The sequence below is a fragment of the Caldococcus noboribetus genome (assembly GCF_055389385.1).
Genome location: NZ_AP042475.1, coordinates 795,548 through 816,300, shown reverse-complemented (window position 1 = coordinate 816,300; position 20,753 = coordinate 795,548). Strand labels below are relative to the sequence as shown.

At 59.0% G+C, this 20,753-nt stretch carries 20 protein-coding genes; 8 read left to right on the top strand and 12 right to left on the bottom strand.

The genetic code is table 11. From position 1 onward, the window contains the following. Complete coding sequence (locus ACZ5GQ_RS04210) at window positions 1–888, bottom strand: ABC transporter permease (RefSeq protein WP_498855940.1); 888 nt, start codon at window positions 886–888, stop codon at window positions 1–3. A 6-nt stretch (window positions 889–894) separates the two neighbouring features. Next, window positions 895–1,902 carry an ABC transporter permease gene (locus ACZ5GQ_RS04205; protein WP_498855939.1) on the bottom strand — a complete coding sequence of 336 codons (1,008 nt, stop codon included), beginning with the start codon at window positions 1,900–1,902 and terminating at the stop codon, window positions 895–897. Between the two features lie 126 nt (window positions 1,903–2,028). Between ACZ5GQ_RS04205 and ACZ5GQ_RS04200 the strand changes: the two genes are divergently transcribed. The 6 genes from ACZ5GQ_RS04200 (at window position 2,029) to ACZ5GQ_RS04175 (ending at window position 8,568) form a co-directional block, all read left to right on the top strand. Beyond that, a complete protein-coding gene (locus ACZ5GQ_RS04200; RefSeq protein ID WP_498855938.1) occupies window positions 2,029–4,212 on the top strand; it encodes an ABC transporter substrate-binding protein in 2,184 nt (727 codons plus the stop codon). A 108-nt stretch (window positions 4,213–4,320) separates the two neighbouring features. Next, a complete protein-coding gene (locus tag ACZ5GQ_RS04195) occupies window positions 4,321–5,451 on the top strand; it encodes a GH12 family glycosyl hydrolase domain-containing protein (RefSeq protein ID WP_498855937.1) in 1,131 nt (376 codons plus the stop codon). A 247-nt stretch (window positions 5,452–5,698) separates the two neighbouring features. Then, window positions 5,699–6,943, top strand: a complete 1,245-nt coding sequence (locus tag ACZ5GQ_RS04190) for a phosphoglycerate kinase (protein WP_498855936.1) — start codon at window positions 5,699–5,701, stop codon at window positions 6,941–6,943. Then, window positions 6,940–7,365, top strand: a complete 426-nt coding sequence (locus ACZ5GQ_RS04185) for a universal stress protein (RefSeq protein ID WP_498855935.1) — start codon at window positions 6,940–6,942, stop codon at window positions 7,363–7,365. The genes ACZ5GQ_RS04190 and ACZ5GQ_RS04185 overlap by 4 nt, the downstream gene beginning before the upstream one ends. 58 nt (window positions 7,366–7,423) lie before the next feature. Further along, window positions 7,424–8,086: an MFS transporter gene (locus ACZ5GQ_RS04180; protein WP_498855934.1), complete on the top strand. Its 663-nt coding sequence runs from the start codon at window positions 7,424–7,426 to the stop codon at window positions 8,084–8,086. Then, on the top strand, window positions 8,059–8,568 hold the full coding sequence (locus ACZ5GQ_RS04175) for an MFS transporter (RefSeq protein ID WP_498855933.1): 510 nt from the start codon (window positions 8,059–8,061) through the stop codon (window positions 8,566–8,568). The genes ACZ5GQ_RS04180 and ACZ5GQ_RS04175 overlap by 28 nt, the downstream gene beginning before the upstream one ends. Here the strand turns inward: ACZ5GQ_RS04175 and bgaS are convergent. The 7 genes from bgaS to ACZ5GQ_RS04140 form a co-directional block, all read right to left on the bottom strand. Further along, complete coding sequence (bgaS, locus tag ACZ5GQ_RS04170) at window positions 8,554–10,026, bottom strand: beta-galactosidase BgaS (RefSeq protein WP_498857367.1); 1,473 nt, start codon at window positions 10,024–10,026, stop codon at window positions 8,554–8,556. The genes ACZ5GQ_RS04175 and bgaS overlap by 15 nt on opposite strands. A 28-nt stretch (window positions 10,027–10,054) precedes the next feature. Next, window positions 10,055–10,963 carry a prenyltransferase gene (locus tag ACZ5GQ_RS04165; RefSeq protein WP_498855932.1) on the bottom strand — a complete coding sequence of 303 codons (909 nt, stop codon included), beginning with the start codon at window positions 10,961–10,963 and terminating at the stop codon, window positions 10,055–10,057. Beyond that, a complete protein-coding gene (locus ACZ5GQ_RS04160) occupies window positions 10,953–12,377 on the bottom strand; it encodes a UbiD family decarboxylase (protein WP_498855931.1) in 1,425 nt (474 codons plus the stop codon). Before ACZ5GQ_RS04160 ends, ACZ5GQ_RS04165 begins: the two co-directional genes overlap by 11 nt. Continuing rightward, a complete protein-coding gene (locus tag ACZ5GQ_RS04155) occupies window positions 12,374–13,063 on the bottom strand; it encodes an ABC transporter ATP-binding protein (RefSeq protein WP_498855930.1) in 690 nt (229 codons plus the stop codon). Before ACZ5GQ_RS04155 ends, ACZ5GQ_RS04160 begins: the two co-directional genes overlap by 4 nt. After that, a complete protein-coding gene (locus tag ACZ5GQ_RS04150) occupies window positions 13,051–13,791 on the bottom strand; it encodes an ABC transporter permease (protein ID WP_498855929.1) in 741 nt (246 codons plus the stop codon). Before ACZ5GQ_RS04150 ends, ACZ5GQ_RS04155 begins: the two co-directional genes overlap by 13 nt. Before the next feature lies 1 nt (window position 13,792). Continuing rightward, window positions 13,793–14,800 (bottom strand): ABC transporter substrate-binding protein, encoded by a 1,008-nt coding sequence (locus ACZ5GQ_RS04145; protein WP_498855928.1) that lies wholly within the window; start codon window positions 14,798–14,800, stop codon window positions 13,793–13,795. A gap of 260 nt (window positions 14,801–15,060) precedes the next feature. Then, entirely contained in the window at window positions 15,061–15,270 is a 210-nt protein-coding gene (locus ACZ5GQ_RS04140) for a hypothetical protein (protein ID WP_498855927.1), read from the bottom strand. Between the two features lie 262 nt (window positions 15,271–15,532). Here ACZ5GQ_RS04140 and ACZ5GQ_RS04135 point away from each other — a divergent pair, with 262 nt between their 5' ends. Continuing rightward, window positions 15,533–15,955: a putative metallopeptidase gene (locus tag ACZ5GQ_RS04135; protein ID WP_498855926.1), complete on the top strand. Its 423-nt coding sequence runs from the start codon at window positions 15,533–15,535 to the stop codon at window positions 15,953–15,955. Between the two features lie 49 nt (window positions 15,956–16,004). Here the strand turns inward: ACZ5GQ_RS04135 and ACZ5GQ_RS04130 are convergent, their stop codons facing one another. After that, window positions 16,005–17,318, bottom strand: a complete 1,314-nt coding sequence (locus tag ACZ5GQ_RS04130; RefSeq protein WP_498855925.1) for an NAD(P)/FAD-dependent oxidoreductase — start codon at window positions 17,316–17,318, stop codon at window positions 16,005–16,007. Window positions 17,319–17,352: 34 nt separating this feature from the next. Beyond that, entirely contained in the window at window positions 17,353–18,765 is a 1,413-nt protein-coding gene (locus ACZ5GQ_RS04125) for an RAD55 family ATPase (RefSeq protein ID WP_498855924.1), read from the bottom strand. A 136-nt stretch (window positions 18,766–18,901) separates the two neighbouring features. Between ACZ5GQ_RS04125 and ACZ5GQ_RS04120 the strand changes: the two genes are divergently transcribed. Further along, entirely contained in the window at window positions 18,902–20,104 is a 1,203-nt protein-coding gene (locus ACZ5GQ_RS04120) for a M24 family metallopeptidase (protein WP_498855923.1), read from the top strand. Here ACZ5GQ_RS04120 and ACZ5GQ_RS04115 read toward each other — a convergent pair. Next, window positions 20,101–20,748: a 16S rRNA methyltransferase gene (locus tag ACZ5GQ_RS04115; protein ID WP_498855922.1), complete on the bottom strand. Its 648-nt coding sequence runs from the start codon at window positions 20,746–20,748 to the stop codon at window positions 20,101–20,103. The two genes, ACZ5GQ_RS04120 and ACZ5GQ_RS04115, sit on opposite strands and share 4 nt — an antisense overlap. Between the last annotated feature and the right edge of the window lie 5 nt (window positions 20,749–20,753).

The window sequence follows — 20,753 nt, the reverse complement described above, 5'->3', positions numbered from 1 at the left end:
TCATGCACCCCTCAGCCTTGGGTTAAACACCCTGTCCATGCCTATGGCTATTGCTGTGAGGGACGTGGCAATGAGTATTATGACAACCACTGGCGGCATCCACCACCACCACCAGTTGTAGACTAGGGCTCCCCAGCCCCAGGCGTAGCCTATCATGAGGCCAAGTGTTATGGTGTTTCCAGGGCCAAGCCCTATGGCGTCAAGGCCCACGTCCGCCATGAGCGCTCCGTTGAGGGTAGTCACTAGCATTATAGCTATGTAGGGGAGCATTTGCGGTATGACCTCAGTGAGGGCTATGGCGAGCCCGCTCATGCCGTTAAGCTTAGCGACAGTAACGTAGTCCCTGCTTCTCATGTTCAGGGCAAAGCTCCTGTAGGCCCTCGCTCCCCAGGGCCACGAGAACGCGCCTATTATTATAGCCTCGAGCTGAAGGCTTGGATGGTGCACTATGGAGGCTATCAACAGAAGTATGGTGAAGGTCGGTATGACGAGGAAAGTGTTAGTAAGGAAGTTAAGCACGGCGTCAGGTATGCCGCCCATGAAGCCAGCTATGACGCCTATGGCTAGGCCTATGAGCGTGGCCAGGACGGCTGCCACTGTTGCGACGAACAGCGTGTGCTGAGTGCCGAAGAGCAGCTGGGAAAAGACGTCCTGCCCGAAGCCTGTGGTGCCTAACCAGTACTTAGGTGACGGAGGGCTGTTGAGCGGCCCCACTGGGGCCAGGTAGTCCTTGTAAGGGGCTATTATGCCGGCCAAAAGGGCAGGGATAACTACTATAAGGAGAACGATCACTCCTCCCAGGAAGAACTTCTCCCTCAGGAGGGACCAGAGCAGGGAGCTCCTGAGGTTCTGAACCTCGATCCTGGGCCTTGGGATCCTCCTGCTCAAGGCCTTTCACTCTCCCACTTCGGCTACTCTGACCCTAGGGTCAAGCACGCTATAGAGTATGTCAACAATGTAGTTGGCCAGCAGCACCACAGTGGCTATGACGACGAAGACTCCAGCCACGGTGAGGTAGTCGTTGTCCGTGGCGGCTATGCCCATTATGTAGCCCATGCCAGGGTAGCCAAATATGAACTCGAGGACGTAGGAGCCGCCCACAACAGTTCCAAGGCTTAGCGCTAGGCCAGTTATCTGGGGCAGGAAGGCGTTCTTCATGGCGTACCTGGACAGTATTGACGGGCGAATTCCCAGGGCCTCGCCATAGTTCATGTAGTCGCTGCCCTTCTCGTTAATTATGAGCTGCCTCATGCCGAGGACCCAGCCACCAAGCGAGACGATGGTTACGGAGGCAAATGGCAGTATCCAGTGCCTGAAAAATATTGGGAGGTAGGACCAGGTGAGCCTGGGTATCGCTGAGAAAGTGTACCCTGTGGCTGGGAGCCAGTGAAGGTCTACGGCGAAAACTAGTATGAGGAGGAGGCCAAGAACGAAGAACGGTATGTTATTTATGGCCACGAAAAGTATCATAGAGGCCCTGTCAGTTATGGTGCCAGTCTTCCTGTAGCCTATCTGGGCCCCCAGCAGGTTGCCGATGAGCCATGCAACTACAGTGGAAGGTATTATTAGTATAAGGTCATAGGGCAGGGCCTCCGCTATTACTTTGTTAACGGTGGCTGGGAAGAACGCTATTGACGGTCCAAGGTTTCCATGAAGCAGGTCCTCCCAGAAGTGGACGTACTGCAGCCACAGCGGCTCATTGGCGCCGAACAGGCCCTCTATATAGTTTACCATCTCCTTATACTCCTGTGGAGATATCATGGAGGAGCCCTGGGTCAGCGATCTGACCATCTGCGAGACGGTGATCTCAACGGCGTTGTAGGGCAGGAGGCGAGGGATTATCCATGCAACCGTCACCGCGACGAACCATGTAAGCAGGTAATATAACCCCTTATACAGCACGTGCTTTACAAACGGCGAAAGTTTAAACATATTCACGCCTCGTGTATTAGGTTTAACTCCCTGTGTGGTTTTAAGTATACCTTTCACTGTGCTAAACATGCACTTAAAAATGTGTACAGGATACTGTTGTACTTGAGTGAGAACGTGAAGGGGAGGTCTTTAGGACTTCTTGCCATGGCAGTTATAGCGGTCTTCGTTATAGCCATGGCAGGATACCTTGCCCCTGCCGTAAACTTTAGCCCCGTAAGGGCTCAGACCACAACGTCGCTGATCTCGCTGCCCCCTGATCAGACGGTGTACGCAGGCGGCATCTCATGGAGCCCGATAACCACGCTCAACCCGTTCTCCACGGCAAACGTAATAGACGCGCTGGAGCTGGGCCTTGTTTATCTGCCGCTGTTCCTCTGGTCCCCTGCGACGCTACAATATTATCCGGCCCTAGGAGAGAACTTCACGGTAACCTCAGTCACAGTGCCCGCCTCCATGGTCTATGGTCCCAACGCCACTGGCACTGTTGAAAGGGCTGCCCTCCTTGTGTGGATCTGGCCCAACGCCACTTGGCAGGACGGCGCCCCCGTCACCTCAGACGACGTTGTCTTCACGTACTACCTTGGCAAATACTATCCCTCGCTGGCATGGGGCTGGCTGTGGTCCCCAGGTCCTGGGGCCCTGCTGAACGTCACGCCAGTTAATGAGAAGGAGGTAGAGTTCATATTCAACAGCTCACCGTCATCGCCGCCGTGGGGCAACATACTTGCAATTCTAACAAGCCCCTCGTACCCGGTGCTTCCGCTCCACGAGTTTTACCCGAGCCTCAGCGCCTTCTTCGCCAACGCCTCCAAGTGGAGCCCAATAACTTGGAGCCCCAACACCTCGCAGGTTATAGGAGATGGCCCATACGAGATATACGCCTACACCCCAAGCGAGGTCGTCTTCAAGAAGTGGAGCGGCTGGTGGGGCTGGAACATATGGAACGTGCCTGACAACGGGGCCTACGCGCCAACTTACCTGGCTGACGTAGTGATAACCTCGAACCCACAGGCCATATCAATGTTCGAGAGCGGAGAGATGACGTGGGGCGGCTACTTCCTGACCAACGTGTGGCAGCTCAGAACTAACGGCATCTACACCTATCTTAGCCATGCACCTTGGAACCTGCAGGAAGGCCCGTGGGTGGTGCTGCTCATAAACGAGATGTACCCGCCCTACAACATAACCCTCGTGAGGAGGGCAATAGCCTATGCCATAAATACCGAGCAGCTGGCCCAGGTGGGAGAGAACGGGCAGGAGGAGCCAACTAACGTAAGCAACGGCTTCGGCTTCTTCGCGCCATACAACATTTACAGTAAGGCGTGGGGCAGGTACATCAATATGAGCATAGTGCAGAAGTACGGCTGGACCTTCAACTTGACTGAGGCCAAGCTCCTCATGGACGAGGTCGCTAAGGAGTACGGCTGGCACATGAACTCGCAGGGCTACTGGGTGACGCCACAGGGATGGGTAGTCAACGCCACAATAATAGCGCCCTACGGCTGGACTGACTGGATGACTGATGCCCAGCTCATAGCCCAGAACCTGTCTAAGATAGGAATAGATGCCTCCACGGTGTTCCCGTCTTACAGCCAGTGGTACAGCGACGTAGCAGAGGGCGAGTACTCCATGTCGCTCATGTGGTCATGGTCAGGCGTGATACCCAACACGTGGTTTGAGTACTTCCTGTGGACCCCTGGCACCGCGGCTGTTGGCAGCTGGGCGTGGGCTGACATGGAGAGGTTCAACAACACGGCAGCGTGGCAGGCCTATAACGACATGAGGGAGATATACACCATAAACCCAGACAACATGAGCGCGCTCATGCCGCTCTACGACAACCTGCTAACGATATTGCTAAACTACACGCCAGTCGTACCGCTGTTAACTAACGGTATATGGTACGAGTACTCAACCACTTACTGGCAGGGATGGCCTAATGAGACCACAGGCTACCTGTTCCCACCGGCTCCATGGGACAACCCAGGCAACGCTTACGTGCTAGTGCACCTATATCCCAAGGGAGTTACCATTACGACGTCTACCACTACATCAACGACAACTACAACAACCACGTCCACCGTTACAACAACTACCACCACTACATCAACGACAACAACTACCACCACAACAACATCAACGACAACTACAACAACCACGTCGACTCCAACACCAGTGCCCACCAAGAAACCCTCGTATACTGGGCTCTACATAGGTATCGCTGTAGTAGTCATAATAATCGTGATAGTAGCGGCGGTGTTAGCCCTTAGGAGGAGATAAAGGAACTCCTATGGGTGAACTTGTTGCCTAAACTGTTTCTTCCTTTTTTTCTTAATAACAATGGTAATTATATCCTTGGCTTTTGTTGGTCTGCCGAGCTCGCAGCGCTTGGCAGGGCAGGTAGCAAGAGGCCAAGGCATGGGTGAGTGGGAGAACATCCAGCTAGTGCCTGCAACTAACGCAGCTCAGCTTCAGGCAGTTCCGTGCATAGCGATATCTCAGGCCCCTGGCGGCCCATATGCCCAGCTTAACCTGACGCTGCCTTCAGGGGTAAGCGTTGTGGTCATGACAGACGTCTGGAACACCAAGAGCGGGCGCGGGGATGTCACGGTAAGAGCCTGCAGAAATTACGTCTCAGCTTATGTGAACGTCAGCAACGCTACTGCGTCTGACGTTTACGACACTGTTATGGGATACCCCGAGCTCATGTATGGCTACAAGCCGTGGGGGCAGACGATCACAGGGGAGTCCCCTTACCTGCGGCTGCCACAGCGTGTAGGCGAGCTGCCCCCTGTACTGGCTTACATCAACTATACCCTCAGCTTCACTGACGGCAGGGGCGACTTCTCATTTGATATTTGGCTCACCAGGAGCTATGAGCCGTCCTCGGCCACTGTGGGGGACCTGGAGGTAATGGTGTGGTTCTACCACAGCCCCGGCTTCAACCCCATGGGCTACCCAGCCCCCAACGCAACGTTCTACGTGCCCACCTTCATAAACGGCACCCTCGTGAACGCGACGTGGCAGGCCTATGCGGCCAAGAGCATACCGTGGACCTACATAGCGCTAGCCCTTAACCCTCCCCTCAGCGGCGGCTCCATAGAGGTTCCGCTGACCCAGCTCCTTGATGACGCGGGCCAGCTGTACGACAAGATATGGAACTATAGCTTTAGTGACCTGTACCTTAACGACGTTGAGCTCGGCATGGAGTACACGTCGCTGACCTGGCCCCCGGTGGACGTCAGCGTAAGCGCATGGTACAAGGTTTACTCCTTCGGGTTCCTCGTGTCGCCTGAGGCCATCACAACAGTGACAAAAGTTGTTACCCAGGCAGCTTCGCCTATAACGATAACTAGCGCCGCAACGGTCACAACTGCCACAACCTCCATCACAACCAGCCTAGTCACGGTGACCACGAGGTCCTGGGGGAGCAGCACCCTTTACCTGGTGGTAGCTGCAGCGATTGCGGGCCTACTGGCTGGCTTCTACATAGGGGGCAAACGTGGGGCAAGGCGTTAGCTACTTTTTGTATCAATCAATGCATAACGATATAGATCCATAAGTTGTAACAAATGTATTAAAAGTCCAGAATAGATTAAGGAAGTTGGTGATAAAATGAGCAGGAGGGCCCAGAGGAGCTCCAGGAAGGAGGGCTCAGGGGATGAGTGGCTCAGGTACGTGGTCCTAGCCATGATGTCGGCGCCATAGTTTAAGCGGGCGGTGACCTCAGGCCTTTAACTTCCTCCTCCCTTTTAAGGAACCCTGGGTGTCGCTGCTGATTCAGCTCGGTGATAAGCTGATACCAACGCTTGACGACCTGAGGCCCAGGAACTCCAAGGTTTTGGTCAGGGTAGACTTTAACTCCCCAGTTAACGACTCAGGCATGCTCATGGACGACTCAAGGATAAGGGCCCACCTTCAGACCATAAGGGAGCTTGTAGAGGACGGCAACGGCGTTGTCCTCATGTCGCACCAGGGCAGGCCGGGCGAAAAGGACTTCGTGAGCCTCTCGCAGCACGCCAAGGTGCTATCAAGGTACCTTGGAGTTGAGGTCAAGTTCATAGATGATGTCATGGGCCCCTACGCGAGGCAGTCCATAAGGTCGCTGAGGCAGGGCGAGGTAGCCATGCTTGAGAACGTGAGGTTTGCCTCCGAGGAGCTTGTGGAGTCGCCGCCAAGGCAGCAGGTTAACACGTTCCTGGTAAGGTACCTGTCGCCGCTCTTTAACTACTACGTTAACGACGCCTTCGCCACCGCCCACAGGAGCCAGCCCAGCGTCGTGGGCTTCCCCCTTGTTCTGCCATCAGCGGCGGGTAGGCTCATGGAGAGCGAGGTCAGGGCGCTGGCCAAGGTGCTTGACAGGTCCCTGGGACCCAAGGTATTCGTGCTGGGAGGAGCTAAGGTGGCCGACACGCTCAAGGTAATAGAGAACTTGGTGAGGAACAGGCTCGCCGACAGGATCCTCACGGGAGGGCTCGTGGGGGAGCTCTTTGCGGTGGCCAAGGGCGTTATGCTCAGCATACAGAGCATGGAGGCCCTCGAGAGGTCAGGCGCCCTGGCCCTCCTGCCAAGGGCCAGAAGGATATTAATGAGCGGGGCCCCCATAGAGGTGCCCATGGACTACAGGGTGATGGTCGGCGGCGAGGTGAGGGAGGAGCCCTTGGGCAGGGTGAGCGGGCTAATAATGGACATAGGCAGCGGCACGGTCGAGGTCTACTCATCAATGATAGAGGACGCTGGCCTAATCGTAATAAGGGGCCCCATGGGGGTCGTGGAGCTCCCTCAGTTCAGGGAGGGCACAATGGCAGTCCTCAGGGCCGCCATGGAGAGCAAGGGGTACACCTTAATTGGAGGGGGGCATGTGGCCGCCCTCAGCGGCCTCGAGCCTGGCACCAGCAACTCCAGGGTCCACGTCTCCACTGGGGCCGCGGCCTTCCTGGCATTCCTCTCTGGGGAGGGCCTGCCGGCTATTGAGGCCCTCTCCCAGTCTGCCAAGGGGGTGAGAGCTTGAGTGGGCAGGGGGGCTCCGAGCCGAGCTACACAGTCAGCTTCTGGCTTAAGGAGCTGCTGGTGCCCGTGGACGGCTCAGGCTCAAGCATGAAGGCCCTTGACTTGGCCCTCGACTTTGCCATGAGGTACGGCTCTAGGATAACTGCGCTCCTGGTGTGCAACGACAGCTCAAGGGCTGAGTCCGTGAGGAAGCAGGTGGAGGAGAGGGCCTCGGGCAAGGCAGAGATAGCCTTTAAGGCGGTCAGCTACGACCCCTCCATGTCAAGTGTCGCCAACGAGATACTGAAGGCCATAGCTGAGGGCTCCTATGACGCGGTGATCATGGGAGCCCGGGGAACCAGCATAAACGGCGACATAAACGTGGGGTCAGTGGCAATGGCTGTGGCTGCGCATGCGCCGGTGACCGTGATACTGGTAAGATGACAGCATATCGAGGTATACTAATATATCTGTTACTCATATATTCTCGCGGGCTCCTAGGTTGAGCTCAAGGTTAGCCCTTGTTGGGGTCCTCGTGCCTTTCATGCTTTCAGCGTACGCGGTCTTCTCAATCTCGCTTGTGGTTAGGCAGCTCTCAGAGTACCTCTTGGTGCCGCCATCCCTAATCCTCGTTGCCGTGCTGCTGAGCTTCATAGGCGGCGCGGCCGGGGGCGTCGTGATGGGCTATGTGGCTGACAGGCTCGGGAGAAGGCCGGCCATAATGATATCATCCCTTCTCTTCGGCGCCTCCGTGCTAGTAGCGTCGCTCACAAGGTTCCTGTGGGAGCTCTACGTCCTGTGGTTTATTGTCGGCGTTGGGGTGAACTCACTTAATGGGGTCTCATATGCAGTGGTGGTAGAGGTCCTCAGGTCCTCCAAGGGCGTCTTTGGGGGGCTCATGCAGGGCCTCTACTTTGCCGGCTTCCTGCTTGACGTGGTGACTTTCGCCCTTCTCAGGTACTGGAGGCCCTACCTGCTCACCGTAGGCGCCGTGAGCCTGGCCGCCTCGCTTGCGGCCTCGCTCCTGGTGCCTGAGACCGCCAGGAGATGGGCCAGGCCAGCCTCAAGCATGGCCAGGATGGACAGGGGGCTCGCTGTCATAACAGTTGGCCTCACCGCCATAGTTGCTGGGCCTTCATGTTCTCGGTGCCCCTGCTCTCCGTGACTCCATCCTTCCTGCCCAGCATGGGGTTGGGCCAGGGACTGCTAATAGGCCTCTCGCTCCTGGGCCTCGCGAGCTTCACGTTGGCGGGGTACCTCTCGGACAGGTACGGCAGGCTGCCGGTTCAGGTGGCCTTTGCTGCCATGGGCCTCTCCTCCTCGGTTCTACTCATATTTGCTTACCGCGGCCTCCTGGGGGCCCTGGCGCTAGCCCTCATGTTTATCTTCACAGGCTACTTTGGCTACGCTGGCGTGTGGACCGGCGAGACTTATCCTATAGAGTACAGGGCAACGGCGACAAACTTGGTCTTCGTTGTGGGCAGGGTAATGGGAGGTCTGTCTGCAGTCATAGCTGCCTCGCTCTTCCCTAGCTCACTTAGGGTAGGCACTGCTCTCACATGCGTTATAGCTAACGTCATAGCCCTGGCCGGCTCAGGCGCCTACCTTTACGGCAGAAGGCTCGAGGGGAGGTCACCTGTGGCCTGAGTTCAGGCCCCTGAGCGGTGGCACAGAGTTAAGGTGCTCTATCTCGTCAGTTATTGCCCTGTTCCTGGCTATCTCCCTGTATATTAGTGCTGAGGGCCTCCAGTAGAGCCTCTTGGTTGAGTAGTCCACCATGAGGAGCCCGAACCTCTTGCTGAAGCCTGACGCCCACTCGTAGTTGTCGGCCAGGGACCAGTGCAAGTAGCCCAGCACGTTAACGCCGTCCTGCAGGGCCCTGTGCACCTGGTATATATGGGACACCAGGTAGTACGGCCTCTGGTAGTCGCCCTCGTCAGCTATGCCGTTCTCAGTCACGAGGAGCGGCAGGTGGTACCTGTCCCAGTACTCCCTTAGCACGTTGTAGAGGCCCTCAGGGTAAAACTCCCAGCCGAAGTCACTGCACGGCCTTCCTGCGGGGCTCACGCCGTTAGGCTCGCAGCCGTGACCGTACCCAGGCACTATTTCATAGCCGTCCCCTCTGGCCCTCACCACCTGCCTCGTGTAGTAGTTAACGCCTATCCAGTCAAGTCTACCCCTCAGGTCATCCCTCGCAGCTCCCCCGAGCTGCCCTCTTATCACGGCGTCAAAGAATGCCCACCTGTTGTCGAACTTGGCCCTCTCGGCCGCCTCCCTGTCAGCCTCGGTGAGCGGCGTGAAGTCAGAGTTTGCATAGATGACTCCCACGGGCTTCTTAGTGATGGACTTGACGACGTCGTAGGCCCTGGCGTGGGCCTGCACGAGGTTCCTCATAGCCTTCCCAGCGCACTCAAGGCACAGGTAGCCGGGCGGGAAGCCAGACTTGACCGCAGCGTAGCCGAGCCCCCAGACGACGTTTGGCTCGTTCATTGTGGAGTACATATATACCAGGTCATCAAGCTTCCAGGCCACATAGGCTGAGAACTTGGCGAACTCGATCACGGTCCTCACGTCAAGCCAGCCCGAGGGGGCCGAGAGGTTTCCCTTTCTCACCGCAATGGGGTCGTGGAGCCAGAGGGGCAGGGGCCAGTGGTAGAGGTTCAGTATGAATGTTATCCCCCTTGACCTGAGGTCGCTGAACATCTCCCTGTAGTGGTTAATGGCGTCCTTATTGGCAATCTTGTCAAGCTGCTCCAGCGCCCCCTCGCTCACGTCAACGGAGATAACTTCATCACCCTTAACCTCGGCGTCTACCTTGACGTCAAAGGTAGGCCTTGGGAATATCCTGCTCCACTCGACCCCTATCCTGGCGGCCGTCAGCCCCATGGCCTGGGCCGCGTCGTGGAACTTCCTGTAGTTGCCCCAGTACCCGGGGCCGTTCTCAGGGAAGTCCCCGCTCACGAGGCCGGCGGCTATGTTCTCGCGGTCGTGGACCCAGGCGTACCAGTCGCTGTTGGGGTCCTCGCTGCCGGGGGTCCCCATCTCTGACTGGAAGCCTGCCTGGGACCAGCCAAACAGGAAGTCCCTTGGGAAGGTAACCGCCAACTTAGTCGCCACCTGCCGTTCAACCTTACTACATTTTAAGGGCTTCAGGGTGGGACGACAGGGCTATCGCAAGGGAGTAGACGGTGGCCAAAATAAGGGTGACGTAGAACCTGTACCTGTTGGCCTTCAGCAGGGGCTCGCTCCTGACGCCTAGCACCGTGAGGACCGCCGGCATTGCTGCAGGGGAGGCGGCCAGGGTCAAAAGGCCCCAGGGCCAGAGCAGGGCGGCAGGAAGGAGCAGGGAGGTCATAACCATGGCGGCGTAGAGCCACGAGGCGGCCCCCTTGCCTAGCCTGACGGGCAGGGTCCTGACCCCGTGAACCCTGTCCCACTCGTAGTCCCTTATGTTGTCTGCTAGCACCACAGAGGACGTTATGAACGCCATGGGCAGCGAGAGGGCTGCCTCTCTGAGGGAGATGGCGCCGGAGACCGTGTAGGCCGCGCCAACTATCATGAGGACAGCGGTGACAAAGACGTCGAGCTCGCCGAGCCCCCTGTACTTGAGCCCCACTGGGCCGCTGTAGCAGAACAGCAGGAAGGCGCCCACAGCCAGGAAGAGGGGCAGCAGCGGCCTGTTGAAGGCTAGGGTGGCCACTGCCACCAGGGCTGAGCCGAAGGCAAAGAGCGACAGGCCAAAGGACCTGAGCCTCCCAAGGTCTATGCCAAGCCCGTAGAAGCTGTGAGGCCTCATCATGACGCCCGGGGCTCTGGGGGCGTCCACGCCCCTTAGCGTGTCGAAGTAGTCATTTAGCACGTTCTCAGCGGCCTGGAAGGAGGTGACCCCGAGAGCGACCATTATGGTGAGCAGCACTGGCACTGGCCTGAAGCCGCAGAAGTAGCTCATAGCTATTACGCCTCCCACCACCGCCCTTGCGAGGCTGTTAAGGAGGGACCACGGCCTAGTGGCTATGAAGTACCTCCTCAGGCTACAGGCCATACTCGGCCCACCTCATGCTAACCAGCTCTACTACGTCCCTGTCAGGCTCCAGCTCCTCCGGAGGCTCCGCCCCAGCCTCGTCCTTCAGCTTCCTGGTGGCGTCGACTATCAGCTTGCTGCCCACCCTCCTCCTGGGCAGGTAGGAGATGTCAAGCTCGTCGGCCGGGGCCTGGGGCACAACTATGACGTCCCTTGACGGGTCCACGAAGCTTGAGACCGCCCACGTGACCTGGCCCATGTCGTGCGGGTTTATGTCGCTGTCAACTACAATTATTATCTTTGTGAGCGACATCTGGCCAGTGCCCAGGAGGCCCATGGCCACCCTGACGGCCTCCCCTGGGAGCCTCTTCCTTATTGACACTATGGCCATCCCCTGGACCCACCCCTCCGCTGGGAACGAGATGTCAACGACCTCCGGGAAGAGGTACTTGACCAGGGGCAGGAAGGTCCTCTCAACGACCTTCGCTATGACCGAGTCCTCCATGGGTGGCCTGCCCACCACGGTGCCGTAGTAGATGGGGTCAGGCCTGGCGTACGCCCTCTCAAGCTTGAATGTCGGGAAGGGCCTGTCGGGCCTGTCGTAGAAGCCCACGTGGTCCCCGAAGGGCCCCTCGGGCCTCACATCGCCCAGGTCTATGTAGCCCTCAAGCACGACCTCGGCGTGAGCGGGCACCCTTATGCCGTTAGGGAGCTGGTGGACCTCGACTCCCTCCCCCCTCAGCGAGCCGGCCACGAGGTACTTGTCAAGGGGATACGGCGCCGGCATGACCCCGGCCAGCAGCGTGCCTGGGTCAGCGCCTATCACCAGGGCCGCCGGGATCCTGCCCTCACCCCTCTCCCTTGACCTGGCCTCCTCAAGGTAGCCCCTCTTGTAGGTCTGCCAGTGGACAACGGCCTCCCTCTCGTTGGCTATCATGACCCTGTAGACGCCGAAGTTCGTCGACTCGCCCAGCTCGCCTGACTCCCTGTGCACCAGCAGCGCGTAGGTGAGGTACCTGCCCCCGTCCTTGGGCCACGTCTTAAATGCAGGTAGGTCGGTCAGCCTGAGGTCAGGCCTCTCCTCGAAGTCAGGCCTCCCCTGCCTAGGCACATATGACGCTGCCCTGAGCAGGGAGGTCAAGTTGCCCCTGATTATGTCCGCCGGCGAGGGCATCCTGGAGCCGAGCTCGTCCAGGCTGCTGGCCCCAAGGCCAAGCTTTACGGCGTCCTCGCAGCAGAATATGTTGCCGGCCACCCTCCACCCTGGGCTTCCCTCGACGTTTTCAAAAAGCACAGCTGGCCCTCCAGACTTCATGAGTCTCCTGAGTATCTCAGGTATCTCAAGCACGGGGGAGACCCTGGCCTTAACCCTCCTCAGCATTCCCCTGGACTCAAGGAGCTCCAGGTACTGTCTCAGGTCCCTTAGCGCCATCATGACCACCCTGCCGCCTTCCTAATAACCTCGGCCCTCTCGCTCGGCGCCGCCTTCCTAAGGTCCTCATGGGCCACCACGGTGCCCGGCCTTCCAGCTATGGCCGTGACCACGTCCGCCACCTGGGCCGTCTCCTCGATCTGGTGACTTACAATTATAACAGTCTTTCCCTCGCCCGCCAGCGACCTAAGTATGTCATTGAGGGACCTGACGGCCTCCAGGTCAAGGCCCGTGTAGGGTTCGTCAAGGAGCAGCACGTCAGGGTTAGTTACCAGCGACCTAGCTATGGCCACCTTCCTCCTGGTGCCCCCGCTGAGCTCCCTGGGGTAAGAGTTCAGGAACCTGGTTATGCCAAGCCTCTCGGAGGCCTTCACGGCCTCCTCCCTGGCCTTCTCGACAGGAACGCCGTAGACCTCGAGCGGCAGCGTTATGTTTCTCAGCGCGGACCTCCAAGGCAGGAGGGAGTCCCCCTGGGGCACGAGCGAGACCCTTCCCTTGACCTCTACGAGGCCGCTGTCAGGCCTTATTATGCCAGCTATGATCCTGAGCAGCGTCGTCTTGCCAACACCATTTGGCCCCACCACGGCGTGGACCTCGCCGGCCCTGGCCTCAAGGCTCACGCGGTGTAGCACGGTAACCTTGCCAAAGCTTTTGGACACTTCCTTAACTAGCACGGTCACTCCATCCATCTCATGGCCCACCTCTCTATGGGCCTCAGGGCGCCCAGGTCTATGATTATCATGACGAGCACCAGGAGCAGCGACCAGGCCTCAAAGGCGGCGTACTGGTGGAGCTCGAAGAAGAGGTAGAGGCCATAGCCTATGCCCCCTGCAGTGCCGAAGGCCTCAGCCACGGGCGACACTATGAGCGCCACCCCCAGGGCTGACCTGGAGCCTGAGGCGAAGTAGGGGACCGAGGCGGGGAGGTCTATGTAGGCGAGCCTCCTGAGGCCCCTGAGCCTCAGGGCGGCGGCCAGGTCCCCAAACCTTGCCCTTGACGTGTTGAGCCCCTCTATCAGCGACGTCTCAAGGGGAGGGAATGCAGAGAGGCCGCTGACGAGTATGGGAACCAGCCTGCTGGAGAAGCCTAGAAGTATGAGAAGGGCGAGGCTCCACGCCACTGGGGTGACGCTGTGGAGCACCTCCCTGACAGTCTCCACTGTTGACTCGCCCAGGTCCCCAAGCTCATATATGGCCGCCCCAGCAACCGCCATGGCTGAGGCCACCGCGTACCCTCCCACGGCGTCAGCAAGGGTTATCGCCGTGCTCCACGCCGCCGCCCCTGGATGGGCGGCCAAGTACCTGAGGGCTGGGACCGGGCCAGGTATGAGGCCGGAGGATAGCGTGGAGGAGAGCTGCCAGGCTATAACGACCAGGGCGACGCCGAGCACGTAGCCAACGGCCCTCTGGGCCCTCATGTCAGCTGAGCCCCAGGTCGCTGCACGTTATTATTCTTGATGTGTTAGGCATCGTGGGCAGGAACCCTGACCTGACCAGGTACTGCCACTCGGACACGAGCTCCTGGTATTCCTGTTGGTTTATGCACACAGAAGTCGGCGTGTCGTTAGTAGACGCCCATACCAGCTGGGAGACGTTGCCAGGGACGCCGTAGAGCTTCTCAAGGGCGAGGACCGCAAGGCTCTCGTTGCTGTCCCAGGCATTAGCGGACTCGGCGTGCAGCGTGAGCACGTTAACGAGCAGGTGTCTGTTGTTGACAAGCTTTGAAGTGGCTACCCAGACCAGGAAGGGGGCCGTCTCCTGCCCGGTCAGGTTGTGCCACATCTCCTGGTAGGTGGCGATCACCTTCATGTGGTAGAGCTCAACGGCCTCTGCCAGCATGGGCTGCCATATGACTCCCGCTTGGGCTGAGCCCGTGAGGACAGCGTCTATGACGTTGCCTGGGGCCGCGTTTATCACGTGAACCACGTCAGGGCCAGTTAAGTTGGGGGACACCGTGAGGTTGTAGAGCTCCTTCATCATTATCATGAAGAGGTAGTAGGTCCCAGTGCCCACTGGTATGGCAACGGTCTTGCCCGCCAGCTGGGCCGGCGACGTTATGTTTGAGTTGGCGGGCACTATTATACCCTGGAAGAGCGGGAAGTCAACAGCTATTACATAAGTGCTGTTGCTCTGCAGCAGGGCCAGCCCAGCGAGGTCGGCTGGCAGTATAGCTATGTCAACATCGCCCTTGAGCAGGGCGTCATACAGCGAGGGGGTCAGCGAGTATATTACGTAGTTAACCTTGACAGGCACATTTGATATCGATGGGTTAACCCTGTAAGCATCAAAGGAGGAGACGCCAACTGATATACTTCCAACGCTCACCGCGTTGCTGTTGTGGTTTACCAGGAGGGCCACGGATGCCCCCACTACGACAATTATGACAATAATAGCAACAACCAACAAGGTGAGCCTCGTTGTGACCACCGGAGAGTGGTGTAGAGGTCTTAAATTTAAACTTAACCTGTCAGATTTAAAATTATTAGAGTTTTTAATTAAAACACCTTTAATTTATTGATTAAAATGCTCAAACATTAGCTGAGAACATTACCTTGAGGTCCGCGGCAACAACTATTATATCACTAAAGTCCCTGACAACGCCAAGAACCCTTGGCACAAGCAGCCCTCAGTTGAAGGCGGCAGCAGCTTGCCCAGGCCGACCTTAACGGGGCCGTATCGCTGTTATTTCAAGCTTTCTCGGCGCCCTTTCCACCGCGGGGCACGAGGAGCGCGGCCCAGAAGGCCACGGAGGCCAGGAGCATGGCGGTCCCCGCATACATGATGTACCTGCAGGTCCCGCAGCCCAGGGCAACAGCTAAGGCGCTTAGGAACATTGCGACGGCGCCAAGTCCTCCGAGAAGCGACGCGGCAAGCGTGGAGGCGTCGTCCTTTTCCAAGAGGGTCCCCTGTAGCTGACGCCCTGTAGGCCTTATGTCTGCAGCGGCCGTCAACGGCGCCCTTGCAGGAGCCGTGGCTAGGTGAGCTTGCTGGCCCTCAGGCGAGCCGCAGCCCCTTGACGCTGGGTCTTAGCGGCGGCGCAGTAAAACATGACATGGACCCTCACGGTTGCCGCGCCCTTCAGGGGCAGTAACAGGTCTACAAAGGCTTAGCAATCGCTTTTGCACCCCAATAATTCTCCCTCTTCTTACTTGCGCTGCGGTGGTCGCGCTGATAACCTATCAGAGGGACGAAGCCCTCGAAAGAGCCGTGAAGTGCATAATAGAGAGCGCGGGGCTTGACAACATAGACCCAGGCAGGGTGTACGTAGTAAGGAGCAGGGGCTCAAGGTCAAGGGCCGTAGCAAGGATATACTCGATGCCCTCCGCCTGGAGGTACGTCCTCAACATGGAGCCAGCCTACCTCATAGAGTTCATCTCAGAGAGGTTCGACAGGCTGCCGCCAGAGAGGAAGGCAGAGGTCATAGTTCACGAGCTGCTTCACATACCGATGACTTTCAGCGGCGGCCTGAGGCCTCACGGCAAGTATGTAAACGACAGGATAGCGGCTAGGATAGCCGCTAGGGTGGATAGGCGGTGCCTTGAGGCTTTAAGCCTAGCTGGACAGCGGGGCCTGGGCCGGTGATGTCACCATCAGTGTCGGATTGATGAAGACGGGTTATCCCCCTGAGGCCCTAGACCTTCATCAGCTGCCTGGCAGCCAAGACTATGGGGTCCCAAGCCCTGCCCGAGCTTGGGTGATAGCCTATCTCGACGAAGAAAAGGTCCTCCGCGGTCATCCTCTTCATGATGGCTGCCGCTATGATCCCCAGCCTCCCCATGACCTCCTCAGGGCCGGAGACCTGGCCGCCTATTATGACCCCGCTCGACTCCTCGGCCAGGAGCTTTACTGTGACGTCGCCGCCGCCCGGGTAGTACCTGGCCCTTGACCTAGTGGTCACCGTCGAGGTTACGTACTTTATGTTGGCCCTCCTCGCCTCAGCCTCGTTGAGGCCTACCCTGCCAAAGGCAATGCCCTCAAACCTCGTCACTATGTCCCCAAGGACTCCCGGGAACCTCTTGTCACCCCCTGCGGCGTTGACGCCCGCCACCAGGCCTGACTTGTTTGCTATAGGTGCAAGAGGCCTCCAGTCCGGCTGCCCAGTGACCATGTTCCTGTGCTCCATGGCGTCGCCTGCAGCGAAGACGTAGTCGTAGGTGGCCTGAAGCCTGTCGTCAACGGCTATGGCCCCGTGGGGGCCCAGCCTCAGCTGCCCCCTGACGAGGTCAACGTTGGGCTCAACGCCTATGGCAGCTATTACTAGGTCCGAGGCCAGCTCGCTGCCGTCCGTGAGCCTAACCCTGTCCCCGTTCACCTCGGCCACCGTGGCCCCCAGCCTGAGGTCAACGCCAGCCTTCCTGGCCATATCGGTTAGCCTGGAGCCCAGCTCCTCGTCCAGGTCCCTGCTCATCAGGTAGGGCCCCCTGTGCACCAGGTGGACGACCTTGCCCATGTTCCTCAGCTGCTCAGCCATCTCAACGCCCAGGACCCCTCCCCCAACTACCGTGACCTCTCTAGCTGCCTCGGCGGCGCTTCTTGCTATCTCGGCATCAGCCGGGTGGTGAACGTAGACTACCCTAGCGCCGTCGGCGTTGGGAAGCCTCCTGGGCCTCGCCCCAGTGGCTATGACAAGCCTGTCAAACTCAAACTTGACCCTCTGCCCACCTACCCTGGCCACTGCAGCCCTTGACTTGACATCGAGCTCCTCGGCCTCCGCGTTTGTAATAACCTCTATGTTCCTCCTCTCCCTGAAGAACTTAGCGTCGTAGGCCTGGAGCAGCCAGTAGTCCCTGAAGAGCCCACCTATGTAGTAGGGAACCCCGCAGGGGGCGTGGCTTATTATGTTGGTCCTCTCGAGGACCGTTATCTTCGCGTCAGGCGCCTTCCTCCTGGCCCAGGAGGCCGCTGACATGCCGGCGGCTCCGCCGCCTATCACAAGTATCTCCACGCACTTCCCTCGCTGTCCGCTGATGCCAGGGAGTTTAACGCTCAGCTACAGCCTCCAGCCTGAAGCCCCTGTTGAGGAGCCCCCTGCAGCCCCCGCTCAGGTCTACCTCTATTGGCTTTACCGGCGGCGTGGGCTCCCCCCACACCCGGAGCGGTTCAAGAATGGCTTTCTCGCCCCTGGCTGACAGGTAGAAGACGTAATCATAGTAGCCCGAGAGCGGGATGCTCCAGACAGACTCCCTGGGAGACGCGTAGAGGTGGAACGTGTTTATGTTCATTGAGGCCCTCCTGAGCAGGGTCCTGTAGACAAGCCCCACGTAGTCGCTTCTGTCGCTGAACTCGCCAAGCAGGTGTATGCCCTCTACTATAACAACATCCGGCCTGAAGCTGAGGTCGCTAGTGTAGGTCATTATCTCCGCCTCGCCTATGGTGAGCGAGGAGGCGTCGTAGCTCTCTATGAGCAGGCTATCAGCCCTCCTTGCGACTTCGGGTCCACAGCCCTCCAGCAAGTCCCTCATACTTGCCACGCCATGTATGTAGGAGCCCACCTTAACCTTGAGGCCCGAGGCCAGGGCAGGCGCGGCCAGGTACCAGAGAGAGAACTTAGTGGGGTCGAGCGATGGGTCATAAACTATCAGCGTGCCGGTGCCCATAGGCATTACAAAGTCGTTGAGGCGGTACCTGCGCGCCGGCTTCACGCCGCTGGGAAGGGCCTCAGGCCTCAGGGGTGGGGCGAACTCAATTCCTCTCCCGGTGAAGGCGTAGGGGAGGGACGCGTACCCTATGTTGGTCCCCCTCATCTTCCTTATCTCGGCGTACCTCTCCAGCTTCCCCTTGACGACCCTGTACCTCAGGACTATTATGCCGTCAACTATGAACTCCTCCGGCCCCAGGCCCGAGGACTCCTGGCCGACCGGGAGCTCAGCTATGAGCAGGGCCGTGGCCCCCCTCCTCTTGAGCCCAAGGTATAGGGCTGAGTGCATTATCTCCCTGGCCCTCGGGGGGTCCCTGGCCAGCTGCTCAACCGCCGTCACGCTGTCAACCACCACGCGCCTGGCCCCCATGCTGTCGGCCTGCGAGAGCACGTCCTCGACGACGTCACCGAGGGCGTCGGGGTCGCTGACGCTGAGGGCCTCGTAGTACCTGAAGAGGCCCCTGGACTCCAGGGGCCTGAAGTCCATGCCGAACTGGGAGGCGTTCGCCATGAAGTCCTCCCTGGGCTCCACGAAGCTGACGTAGAGCGAGGGCTCCCCGGCCGCCGCCCCGGCGTAGGCGAACTGGCTGGCCAGCGTCGTCTTCCCGGCGCCGGGGTAGCCCGCAACGAGTATTATGGAGCCCCTGGGCACGCCCTCCGAGAACATCTCGTCTAGGCCTGGCACTCCAAGGAGTATTCTCTGTCTGGCGGCCTGGCTGCCCTGGCTCAAGGCGACAACCTCTGGCTCAGTCATGGCAGGATGTTGTTGCAGTGGGTTTTTAATTTAACTCCCCCAGCGCAGACCCCAGCTGATTAAGTAAGTTTCTTTTGGTACCAGGCCTTCATGGGCGCATTTTACCTTACTAGGCCGCTGAGGCTGGGTGCAGGGCTTGATACCCAGAGTCTCTGAGGCTGAGCTCAACAGGAGGCTGAACGCGCTCAGGGAGAAGGTGGCCGCCTCAGGGGCCCAGGCGGCGGTACTGACGTCGTCCATAAGCATATTCTACTTCACTAACCTCTCCTTCATAGCTACTGAGAGACCCGTTGTAGTAGTGATACCAGTGGACGGCGAGCCGTTTGCGGTGCTGCCCAGCGTCGAGATGGGCCACGCCGAGTACAGGAACTCCAGGTGGGGAGGTGTCGTCAGGCACTTCGAGTACTACTTCGACTACCCGGGGGAGGTTCACGTGGCCAACAAAATAGCCGATGCCATAGCTAGCTCTGGGCTCAGGTCAGTCATGGGGGAGCCGCTGGGGCCCAAGGGAGCATACGGCTACGCCGGCCCGCCGCTCCAGGAGCTGCTTGCCAAGAGGGGGGTCAAGTGGAGCGACATGGGCGACCTAGTGGCCAGCATGAGGCTCATCAAGTCGCAGGAGGAGCTCTCGCTGATAGAGGAGAGCGGCAGGTGGGCAGCAAGGGCCATAGACAAGGCCATGGAGCTCATAGCCCCTGGCACTTGGGACTGGGAGGTCTCGCTGGAGGCCAGCCTTGAGGTCAGCAGGGAGATGAACAGCTACTACTCGCCCTATGTGCCTTTGAGGGGCACAGTTGGCTGGGTTGTGGGCTTTAGGGGGCAGGTGGGCGAGTTCTCGGCGTATCCCCACGCCCTGGTGGCCGAGAGGCCCATGAGGGAGGGAGACGTTATTGGGATAGGCTCTGGGCCCGAGGTCGGGGGCTACTTCGCCGAGCTCGAGAGGACGCTGATCTTAGGAACACCAAGCGGCGAGGCCAGGGACTACTTTGATAAGATGCTGAAGGTGAGGCAGGCGGCCATAGACTCCCTGAGGCCAGGGGCCAGGGCCTCAGAAGTGGACAGGGCCATGAGGGCCAAGGCTAGGGAGCTTGGGGTTGAGGGCCTGCTGAGGCACCACAGCGGCCACGGCCTGGGGCTTGAGGAGCACGAGCCGCCGTTCCTCGACGTTGGAAATGACCAGGAGCTCAGGCCAGGCATGGTAGTCACCATAGAGCCGGGCCTTTACGTGTCAGGCCTCGGGGGCTTCAGGCACAGTGACACCTTCGTCATAACCGAGGACGGGGCCAGGAGGCTTACCAGGTACCCTGAGGACATTGACGAGCTTACAGTCAGGCGCTAGAGCTCGTAGTAGGCGTTGGCTATTGAGCAGGCCACGTCCCAAGACTTGAGGGGCTCCCCCTCCCTTATCCTGTAATACTTGAGGGCCAGCGACCTTACCTCGTCTGAGAAGTCGCCCCTTGGGAAAGCCCCGAAGCCCACGGGCACCCCAAGCTGTGACGCCTCCCTGATAACTGAGAGCGCGTCAGAGCTGGCCCCGCCCTCGGAGAAAACTATGATTTTCCTGCTCCCCAGGAACTCCCTGAGGCTGTCAGCCACCTTCCACGCCAGCGGCCTCCCGCTCGGCGGCACCCTGTTGTTCCTCAGCAGCTGCGACATGAGGCCCTTGAACCTGTCGTAGTTCTTTGGCACCCTTATGTCAGGGGCGAACGCGAAGACCCTGCCATCCTGGAGGTGCATGTAGACCTCCACCACGCCCTCGAGCACTGGCCTCTTCTCGAGCAGGTTAAGGAGGCTGAGGTGCACTATGTCGGGTCTGCCCCTCCTCCACCAGTCCCTCAGGGACCTCATGGCCTTCCAGTGTAGGCCAGCGTCAAGGACCATCTCCTCGGGCCTCAGGCCGTACCTCCTGGCTGACTTGAGCACCTGGGGGTGGGAGGCAAGCTCCTTGGGGATTACCTCAAGCGCGGAGTCAAGGAGGATCACTGTAA